At 33.4% G+C, this 9,852-nt stretch carries 10 protein-coding genes and 1 other annotated feature; of the genes, 7 read left to right on the top strand and 3 right to left on the bottom strand.

From position 1 onward, the window contains the following. Positions 1 to 103: 103 nt before the first annotated feature. Positions 104 to 310, top strand: a binding site (T-box leader). A 49-nt stretch (positions 311 to 359) separates the two neighbouring features. Beyond that, on the top strand, positions 360 to 1,364 hold the full coding sequence (trpS, locus tag PP176A_RS13915) for a tryptophan--tRNA ligase (RefSeq protein ID WP_071141072.1): 1,005 nt from the start codon (positions 360 to 362) through the stop codon (positions 1,362 to 1,364). Between the two features lie 34 nt (positions 1,365 to 1,398). Here trpS and PP176A_RS13910 read toward each other — a convergent pair whose 3' ends face one another. Next, entirely contained in the window at positions 1,399 to 2,031 is a 633-nt protein-coding gene (locus tag PP176A_RS13910; protein ID WP_071141071.1) for a bifunctional 2-keto-4-hydroxyglutarate aldolase/2-keto-3-deoxy-6-phosphogluconate aldolase, read from the bottom strand. 161 nt (positions 2,032 to 2,192) lie between these two features. Then, entirely contained in the window at positions 2,193 to 3,047 is an 855-nt protein-coding gene (locus PP176A_RS13905; RefSeq protein WP_071141070.1) for a MurR/RpiR family transcriptional regulator, read from the bottom strand. A 268-nt stretch (positions 3,048 to 3,315) separates the two neighbouring features. Between PP176A_RS13905 and PP176A_RS13900 the strand changes: the two genes are divergently transcribed. From PP176A_RS13900 to PP176A_RS13875, 6 genes are all read left to right on the top strand, one after another. Then, positions 3,316 to 4,305 (top strand): D-isomer specific 2-hydroxyacid dehydrogenase family protein, encoded by a 990-nt coding sequence (locus tag PP176A_RS13900; protein ID WP_071141069.1) that lies wholly within the window; start codon positions 3,316 to 3,318, stop codon positions 4,303 to 4,305. A gap of 31 nt (positions 4,306 to 4,336) precedes the next feature. Then, positions 4,337 to 5,740, top strand: a complete 1,404-nt coding sequence (gene gndA, locus PP176A_RS13895; RefSeq protein WP_071141068.1) for an NADP-dependent phosphogluconate dehydrogenase — start codon at positions 4,337 to 4,339, stop codon at positions 5,738 to 5,740. Positions 5,741 to 5,892: 152 nt separating this feature from the next. Then, positions 5,893 to 6,666, top strand: a complete 774-nt coding sequence (locus PP176A_RS13890) for a PTS mannose/fructose/sorbose/N-acetylgalactosamine transporter subunit IIC (protein ID WP_071141067.1) — start codon at positions 5,893 to 5,895, stop codon at positions 6,664 to 6,666. Positions 6,667 to 6,683: 17 nt separating this feature from the next. Continuing rightward, a complete protein-coding gene (locus PP176A_RS13885; protein WP_071141066.1) occupies positions 6,684 to 7,562 on the top strand; it encodes a PTS system mannose/fructose/sorbose family transporter subunit IID in 879 nt (292 codons plus the stop codon). Between the two features lie 219 nt (positions 7,563 to 7,781). Next, positions 7,782 to 8,201 carry a PTS sugar transporter subunit IIA gene (locus PP176A_RS13880; protein WP_071141065.1) on the top strand — a complete coding sequence of 140 codons (420 nt, stop codon included), beginning with the start codon at positions 7,782 to 7,784 and terminating at the stop codon, positions 8,199 to 8,201. Further along, complete coding sequence (locus PP176A_RS13875) at positions 8,201 to 8,689, top strand: PTS system mannose/fructose/N-acetylgalactosamine-transporter subunit IIB (protein WP_071141079.1); 489 nt, start codon at positions 8,201 to 8,203, stop codon at positions 8,687 to 8,689. Before PP176A_RS13880 ends, PP176A_RS13875 begins: the two co-directional genes overlap by 1 nt. A 62-nt stretch (positions 8,690 to 8,751) precedes the next feature. Here PP176A_RS13875 and PP176A_RS13870 read toward each other — a convergent pair whose 3' ends face one another. Next, positions 8,752 to 9,762 (bottom strand): ABC transporter substrate-binding protein, encoded by a 1,011-nt coding sequence (locus tag PP176A_RS13870; protein ID WP_071141064.1) that lies wholly within the window; start codon positions 9,760 to 9,762, stop codon positions 8,752 to 8,754. Between the last annotated feature and the right edge of the window lie 90 nt (positions 9,763 to 9,852).

The raw sequence follows: 9,852 nt of genomic DNA, 5'->3' as shown, positions 1-9,852 counted from the left end.
GTGTATACATAACACATAATATCACCAAAATAATTATATCATTTTTTAAAATAATTGTTTTATATTTTTAAATATTTGTGTATAATAAATATAACAAGTAAATATAAAAGCTGAGATCAAGAATAGTAAATATGAAAAAGGTCTTTAGAGAGTCGGGGATAGTGAAAACTTGACGATACTTTCATATTGAATGGGCTTGAGAGTTAAAATCCGAAAATCGAGTAGGATTTTACGGTTTATCGCCGTTAAAGATTTAAGTGGGTTTTTAACCAAATTGAGTGGTACCGCGAAGTTGCCTTTCGTCTCTTTATATGAAGAGATGAAGGGCTTTTTTAATTATTACCATTGGAGGTTATATAATGGATGAGAAAAAAATTGTTTTCAGTGGCGTTCAGCCTTCGGGAAAATTAACAATTGCAAATTATTTAGGTGCTATTAAGAATTGGATTCCTCTTCAGGAAGAATATAATAGTATTTTTTGCATAGTTGATCTTCACGCTATTACTGTTCCCCAGGAACCTCAAAATTTAAGAAAGAATACATTGGATGTATTAGCCTTATATTTGGCATGTGGGTTAGATCCGAAAAAAAGTATCATATTTATTCAATCCCATGTAAGTGCCCATTGTGAATTGACATGGATTTTAGATTCCATATCCTATATGGGACAGCTAAATAGAATGACTCAATTCAAGGAGAAATCCCAAAAGCCGGGAGCCGACGTAAATGCAGCCTTATTTAATTATCCTGTTCTCATGGCAGCCGATATACTTCTTTATCAGACGGATTTAGTTCCGGTGGGAGAGGATCAAAAACAACATTTAGAATTGGCAAGGGATTTAGCTATAAGATTTAATAATCGATACAGTGATACTTTTAAGATACCGGAAGTTTTTATCCCGAAGATAGGCTCGAGAATTATGAGTCTGCAGAATCCGGAGGTTAAAATGTCCAAATCTGACAAAGATGAAAATGCATACATTGAATTATTAGATGATCCGAATTCGGTGAGAAGAAAAATAAAAAGGGCGGTTACGGATTCTTATGGGGAAGTAGTATATAGAGATGAACAACTTGGGATTAAGAATTTGATTGATATTTATTCCGTATTTTCGGGAGAAAGTATAAAAGACATTGAGAACCGATATATTGGAAAAGGATACGGGAAATTTAAGGATGATTTGGCTGAAGCAATAGTAGAAGTTTTAAGACCAATTCAGGAAAGGTATGAAGAATACCGGAAGAATAAGGATTTTCTCGAAGGCATATATTCAGAAGGAGCCGAAAAAGCAGAAAGATTAGCAAACAGGACATTGAAAAAGGTTTATAAAAAGGTTGGTTTTATACCAAGGGTGAATAAATAAAAAATTAGAGAGATAATTTTATCTCTCCAATTTTTTATTTATTATTTCTTGCTTCTTTTACTTTTTTAACAAATTCTTTAGCAGTTCTGGTTATGTCTTCCTTTGAACCTTTAGTAAGATTTCCGCCTACTCCTACTGCTATGCAACCATTTTTGATCCATTCTCCTACATTATCTAAATTAACTCCGCCTGTCGGCATCAATAATGCTTGAGGAAGGGGTCCCTTAATTGCCGATATGAAAGAAGGTCCTACTGCACTGCCGGGGAAGACTTTTATTATATCGGCTCCCGATTCCATTGCCTTTATCATTTCAACAACGGTCATGCAGCCTGCTATATAAGGTATCTGATATCTGTTGCAGAGTTTAGCTGTTCCTTCATCAAAGGCTGGGCTGACTATATATTTTGCCCCGACCAATATGGCTATTCTTGCAGTTTCACCATCTAAAACTGTACCGGCTCCCACTAACAATTTATCTCCGAATTCTTCCGTTAATGATTCGATAACCTTATATGCCCCCGGAACTGTAAATGTAATTTCTATTGAATTTATTCCGCCATCCATACATGCTAAAGCAATTTTTTTGGCTTCTTCGCTATTTTTGGCCCTTACAACAGCTGTAATGCCTACTTCTTCAATTTTACTTAAAATTTCATACTTTTTCATATTGTACCCTCCTTATTATTTCAATATTTAAAAATAAATTTTTATATAACTCCTATTCTTATAACGAATAGGAAAGTTCTTACTTATAAATATTGATAAAAAACTTTTCGTAAATGAATTCAAGAAAAGCTACCTTAATAATGCTTCGATAGAAGCTTTTCTTATATCTTTGTATAAGAAATCGCATTCCTCATCTTTTGAAGAGCAATATTGGAAAGTTCTTTTCTTTTTAATATTAAATTAATATATAAAACGTTTATTATAGTAAGATGGGCAACCATGGAAGCAAAAGCTTCAAATTGATATTCCGTTTCATGGGAAACGACATTAAGAGGAACATCTACTTTCTTACTAATAGGTGATTTTGAAAATGAAGTTATTCCGATGGTTTTTGTACCGTTTTTCTTAGCCACATCTAACGCATTCATTATGTTTATATTAGAGCCGGAATGGGAAATTGCTATAACCGCATCATTTTCCGTAAGCTGAGCAGCAGACATAAGCTGCATATGATAATCGGTATAAGATGAAACGTTCATTCCGATTCGTAAAAGCTTATGATGAGCATCCATCGCTGCAACACCTGAGCCTCCATTACCATAGCATACAATCTGATTTGCATTTAAGAGAATATTTACTGCCTGTTCTATGAGTTTCGGGTCAATAGACTGTAATGAATCATTTAGGACCGATATAGTGGCTTCAAATACTTTATTGATAATAATAGCTTCATCATCGTTATCGAGAATTTGTGTAGTACCGTAATTTTTTGTTTCCTTAACCACGTCTGTAGCTAATGATATTTTAAGATCATGAAATCCCTTAAAATCAATTTTTTTACAAAAACGAAATATGGTCGAATCCGCTAATTTGAGTTTATCTCCTATTTGGCTTATAGTTGAGTAAATCAACTCTTGAGGATTATTAAGAATATAATCTGCAATTTTTTTCTCTGTAGGATTAAAATTACTATATTGCGATTTAATTTGAAGAAATGCCTTTGGCGTAGAATTCATAATATCACCTTTTTCGATTAATATTTAACAATTTAATGTTTAATAATATTATATAACAATAGAATTGCCATATCAAAAAGCCTCTAGAAATCAAAAAAATTTAAATAAAAAAAGTGTTGAAAAAAATTTTTCTATATTATATAATATAGAAAAAGAAATTCTTTTTATAAAAATATTATCATATGAAAGTTTTTTTTGCAAGGGTTTATACAATTATTTTTAATAAATAGAATCAAAAAAATAGATCAAAGAGAAAGGAGATATAAAGATGGCTGTAAAAATTGCAATCGTTAACTCAAGCAGCTTTGGGAGGATTTTTCCGGAGCATATGGAAAGATTAAAAAAATTAGGAGAGGTAGACAGATTTGATCTTTCCAAAGATATGGGAGGAAAGGAATTAGCTCAGAAACTTATGGGTTATTCAATTATAATAGCAAGTGTTACGCCTTTATATAATAAAGAATTCTTTGATTATAAGGATAAAACTCTTTTGATTGCCCGTCACGGTATTGGATATAACAACATAGATATAGAAGCCGCCACTAAAAAAGGTACATTTGTTACAAAAGTGGATGCTGTTGTGGAAAGAGAATCGGTAGCAGAGAACGCTGTTGCTTTATTGATGACCGTTATAAGGCAGACAGCCCTTGCTTCAGAAAAGGCAAAAGAGGGGAAATGGGCTGAAAGAGCAAAATTTATGGGTTATGAAATAAAAGATAAAACAGTTGGAGTTATAGGTTTCGGAAATATCGGAAGCAGAGTAGGAGAAATATTAAAGAACGGGTTTAACGCAAAATTAATAGCTTATGATCCATATCTTACTCGGGAGGAAATAGAAAAAAGAGGGGCTCAATCGGTATCCTTAGAAGAACTTCTTAAGAACTCAGACATAATTTCCTTAAATGCTCTTTTAAATGAAAATAGTTACCATATGATGTCCGAAAAGAGTTTTGCTTTGATGAAAAAAGGCGTATTTATCGTAAATGCAGCAAGAGGAGGACTTATAGACGAAAAGAGCTTGATAAAAGCATTAGATGAAGGAATAATAGGCGGCTTAGGGTTAGACGTAGTTGAAGGAGAACCTATAGATGAAACTCATCCGTTATTTGCTTATAAAAATGTGGTGATAACTCCTCATACATCAGCTTATACTTATGAATGTTTAAAAGGCATGGGGGATAAGGTTGTAGATGATGCAGAGAAAATTGCAAAGAACGAGAATCCTAATAACGTTGTTAATAAAGAATTATTAAAATAGTGTAGGAATTTAACGGTAGGGGGAGAAATGAATGAAAGATATTGGGTTAATTGGATTAGGAGTAATGGGACGAAATCTTTCTTTAAATATTGGAAACAAGGGTTTTAGTGTAGCGGTATTCAATATGACTTCTCAGAAAACAAAGGATTTTATAGAAAATGAAGTAGGGAAACAGGATATTACGGGTTATTACGATATTAAATCTTTTGTTGAATCTTTGAAAAAACCAAGAAAAATCTTGCTAATGGTTAAAGCAGGAAAACCAGTGGACAGTGTGATTGAAAAACTTATTCCTTATCTTGATGAGGGAGATCTTATTATGGATGGAGGAAACACATACTACCGTGATACTACAAGAAGGATTAACGAATTAAATGAAAAGAAAATACTTTATCTTGGAATAGGAATTTCCGGGGGAGAGGAAGGTGCCCTTAATGGACCTTCCTTAATGCCCGGGGGTTCGAAGAAAGCTTACGATTTAGTTAAGGACATACTGATTAAGATTGCGGCAGAAACAGAATCCGGACCATGCTGTACCTATATAGGAAATGATTCGGCAGGACACTTTGTAAAGATGATTCATAACGGTATAGAATACGGAATTATGCAGGCTATGTCCGAAACTTATGATATATTGGGGAAGGTATTAAAGCTTTCAGCCGATGAAATAGGAGATATATTTGAAAAATGGAATGAGGGTGAACTCAATTCATTTCTCATGGAAATATCTTATAAAATCATGAGACATAAAGATGAAGAAACCGGAAAACCTACAGTGGAATTAATTTTAGATAAGGCAGGTCAAAAGGGAACCGGTAAATGGACTGTTCAAACTTCTATAGATATGGGAATACCAGCGGTTTCTTTAAATGCAGCTTTAGAAGGAAGAGTTCTTTCATATTTTAAGGAAGAGAGGCTAAACCTTTCAAAAAAGGTAGCGAAGGATTATCCTAAGGATTTGTACGATAAAGATAAAATCATAGGAGATTTAGAAAATTCATTGCTTTTTTCAAATCTGATATTATTTTCTCAAGGGCTTTGGGTTATGTCTGAAGGGTCTAAAGTTAATAATTTTGATATTGATATTTCTGAAGTATTAAAAATATGGAAGGGTGGCTGTATTATAAGGTCAAAAATGCTTGATTTTATGAGGGCTGTTATTGACGAAGATAAGGAAAATGTAAACCTTTTGAACAATAAGAGAGTTCTGGAATTTCTTATGACAAGATTAGATTCTATAAAATATATAACTAATATTGCAAGGAATTTTTATATACCCACCCTCGTTCATAATTCTGCTTTAGATTATTTTTTCAGCATGATCGAAGGAAATCTTCCTGCAAATTTCATTCAGGCCCAGAGAGACTTCTTTGGAGCCCACACATATAACAGAATTGATAAGGGAGGAATTATTTTTCATACCAAATGGGAATAGTTGGTATGAAATTTATGACATTCTTATGAAAACGTTATAATGCTTTATTGGGTTAAAATATTTTAATTAATAAAGTTTTAAAATTTGATCGGAAAGGAGGGTAGGCAAAGAAAATTTAATATAGTTATATTATTAAAAAGGAGGAAATAAAAATGGAACATAGTATTACTGTGGCTCAAGCATTAATAATTGCGCTTTGGGTTGCTTTGGTTGAATCACGTGCTCTTGGCTATGCAACCTTAAACCTAAGATTTAGTCCTTTGATGACAGGATTGGTTGTAGGGCTTGTTATGGGAGATGTTCCTACAGCTATGATTGCTACTGCTTCAATACAGTTAATTTATATGGGAATGATCGCTCCGGGAGGAGCTATGCCAAGTGAACCGGCAGTGGCAACTGCAATAGCAGTGCCCGTTGCCATATTGGGAGGCTTAAAACCTACGGAAGCAATAGCTGTAGCAGTGCCTGTAGGACTTTTGGGCAGTTATCTTTACCAATTTAGATTTTTCCTTAACACGTTTATCACAAGATTAACGGATAAATATGCAGCTCAATTAAACGACAAAGGCTTAAACTTTTCAATCATAATTTTACCGACAATTATTAGTTTTGCATTATTTACACCAGCAATGTTTATAGCTTTATATTATGGAACACCAGTAATTGCGAAGTTTACGGCTACTCTCTCCGGAGGAAGAATATTCCATATACTTGATGTAATAGGAGGAGGACTTGCCGCATTAGGTATTGCACTTATATTACAAGTAATAGGAAAGAAAAAATACCTTGTATTCTTTCTTTTAGCATATTTTGTATCCGTTATGTTACAACCTCTTAAAATTAATACAGTAACATTTGCTATTATTGGTACAATAGTAGCATATTTGTATATCTTAGTTACCGGTGAAAAAACCGAAACAAATTAGAAGGAGGCAAAGTTAAGATGGATGATAAAGAGAATACAGTTAAAACAGATGTTACTTTAGCAGACTCTCCTGAAAAAATTACAGATAAGGATTTGCGAAAGAGTTGGTTCAGATGGTGGTATGCAAATGAGATTCCTCATTCTTATGACAGAATGATAGCGGCTTCTTTACTTTGGGCAATAACACCTATTTTGAGAAAATTGTATAAAAAGAAAGAAGATTTAAAGGAAGCCTATATGAGACATACACAATTTTATAATACACAGGCTGTATGGGGTGGAGGCACTATTCTCGGTATAACGACTTCTTTGGAAGAGGCAAGAGCTAAAGCATTGGCTGAAGGAAAAGGAGAAGCAGTGAGCGGAGATGTAATAAATAGTACTAAAGTTGGTCTTATGGGACCTTTGGCCGGTATCGGAGATGCTATTGATTCAGGTACTGTTCAATATATTTTGATAGCTATTGCTTTGCCTTGGGCAAAGGGAGGAAGTGCTTTAGGTGCCTTATTTCCTTGGTTGATGTTTGTAGCTGTGACTTATATATATGGTTTTTATTTTACTAAACTTGGTTATAAATTGGGCCGTTCTGCTGCTACTGAAATTATCGGCGGAAAGAATATAAGAAAGATTATTGATGGGCTGTCTGTATTAGGTCTTTTTATGATGGGAATATTGGCATCTTCTTATGTTAAAGTTAGCAGTTCATTAAAATGGACGATTTCGGGGAAAGAATTTGTTCTTCAAGATATATTTAATTCAATACTTCCGGGACTGTTGCCGTTAGTTACTGTATTAGGAGTATATTGGTATTTTAACAAAAAGGGATTAAAGATCACCCAGGCACTTTTGGGACTATCCATAATTTTAGGCGTACTCGCCGGGGTAGGTATCCTATAATATTTAAACTATTATTTAAGGATTGTCTCTCTTTTTTAGAGAGGCAATCCGGTTTTTAAATTTTTAAATATTTTATTAAATCATGTATCATAAATGAGGTCAAGAGTTGAAATCCCTTAACGGGAAATCTCTAAACTAAGAAAATCATAATTTCCCTATAGGTTATAAAAATCTTATAAGGAGTTGTTAGAATCACCCTATATAGAAAGAAGGAAAAGTATGAAAAAGAAATTTGTTTTAATCATAACTCATGGTAATTTTGGTATAGAATTATTGAAAAGTGCCGAAATGATTATGGGCGATCAAGAAGATGCTGCTGCTTTGGGGTTAAGATTAGGAGAGAGTGTAGATGATTTGCGCAACAAAGTGGAAGAGATTATTGTTGAAAATCAAAAGGCGGATAAGGATATTATAATTCTTGTAGATATTTTAGGCGGCAGCCCGTCAAATGTATCGTTGTATATGTTAAAAAAATATGGTAACATTGAATTAATAACAGGTGTTAATATGCTTATGCTTATAGAAATATTTCAATCAAGAGAGTCTGAAGAATTGGATAAATTAATAGAAAAAGCTATAGATTCGACTGTAAACGGAATTAAAAGATATAATTTAAAAGGAAAGGACAGTGATTGTTAATGGGGCAAATAGTATTGGCAAGGGTAGACGATAGGCTTATTCATGGTCAGGTAATGACAAAATGGTCTAAGGGGATGAATACTAATGCTTTATTTGTTGTTGATGATGCAACTGCTAAAGACCCATTTATGAAGGATATATATACGATGTCAACATCAAATACGGGTATGACAATTAAAGTTTTAAGTATCGATGAAGCAGTGGACTACTGGAATAAAAGTAACTTTGAAGATTATAAGGCAATACTGTTATTTAAGTCGATTGCCGGGGCTAAAGAAGCCATAGACAAAGGACTCCCTGTAAAAAGATTAAATCTTGGGGGCATAGCTAAGACTAAAGATTCTAAGTTTGTGATTCCCAATATAGCAGTGAGACATGAAGATATGGATACTTTAAAGGAAGTTGAAAGCAAAGGCATAGAAGTATTTTTCCAAGTTGTGCCGGATACTAAGTCAGTCAGTTTAAAAGATGCAATTAAATCATTTTAAATTATCCTACAATCTTAGAATTTTAATACTTTTATAAGAGAGGTGAGAGAGCCTCTCTTATGTCATTTTTTAATATTTTCCATGGCCTCTTTTGCAAAATTGGTATTTACTATCTCGTTATAAGGAGGTCTTTCATCTAATTCGCCCGCCAATTCCATTATATCCATCAGTTTGTTAAGGCCTTCTTCGGTTAAAACTAAATCAGGTTTCCAGGTATCCTGATCTTTATATCTATTTATTAAAGTAATAAGTATATCCCTTTCTGTTTCCGGGAATTGTGATTTTAATGAATCCGCTATCTCCTCTGCCGAATGGTTTTGTACCCATACCATTCCTTTGTATATAGCATTTGTAAATTTTTGTACTATTTCAGAATTTTCATCCATATATTTTTTTGTGGTGGAATAGCACGTATATGGAATATATCCTGCTTCCTTTCCGATAGATGCAACTACATATCCCTTTCCTTCTTTTTCTAAGGAGGCAGCCACAGGTTCAAATAAAGTAACGTAATCTCCTTCTCCCGCTATAAAGGCTCCTCCCATAACATCAAATTGTATATCTGTGCGTACTTCCATATCTGTTCCGGGAGTTAAACCGTTTTGTTTTAATACGTACTCCAATACCATTTCAGGCATTCCGCCTTTTCTTCCACCAATAAGGGACTTTCCTTTTAATTTTTCAAAGGAAAAATTGTCATCTTTTTCTCGTCCTACAAGAAAAGAGCCATCTTTTTGAGTTAACTGAGCAAAATTTATCGCTTTATTAGTTTTGCTTTGGTTATAGACATATATTGAAGCTTCCGGCCCCATAAAAGCAATATCGGCTTCTCCGCTGAGAAGGGCAGTCATACATTTATCCGCGCCTTTTCCGTTGATAAGCTCAATTTTTAAACCTTCTTCCTGAAAGAAATTTTCCGTTATTGCTATATATTGAGGAGTATAAAATAGAGAATGAGTAACTTCTATTAATTTTACAGTTTTTAGTTCATCTTTTTTACATCCGCTTAAACTAAAACTTAATATTATTGTAAATACTAATAGAAGATAAATGAATTTTGATTTTCTAAACATTGGATCCCTCCTAAGATAGTTTTAAATATATGCTATTTTATTATATTCAAAGAATTTGTTAAGGGTGACAAAATCATTTTGGAAAGGAGT

It is taken from the genome of Sporanaerobacter sp. PP17-6a, from assembly GCF_900095615.1.
Lineage (GTDB): Bacteria > Bacillota > Clostridia > Tissierellales > Acidilutibacteraceae > Acidilutibacter > Acidilutibacter cellobiosedens.
The sequence above is the reverse complement of the archived record's forward strand: the minus strand, read 5'-3'. Positions and strand labels throughout refer to the sequence as shown.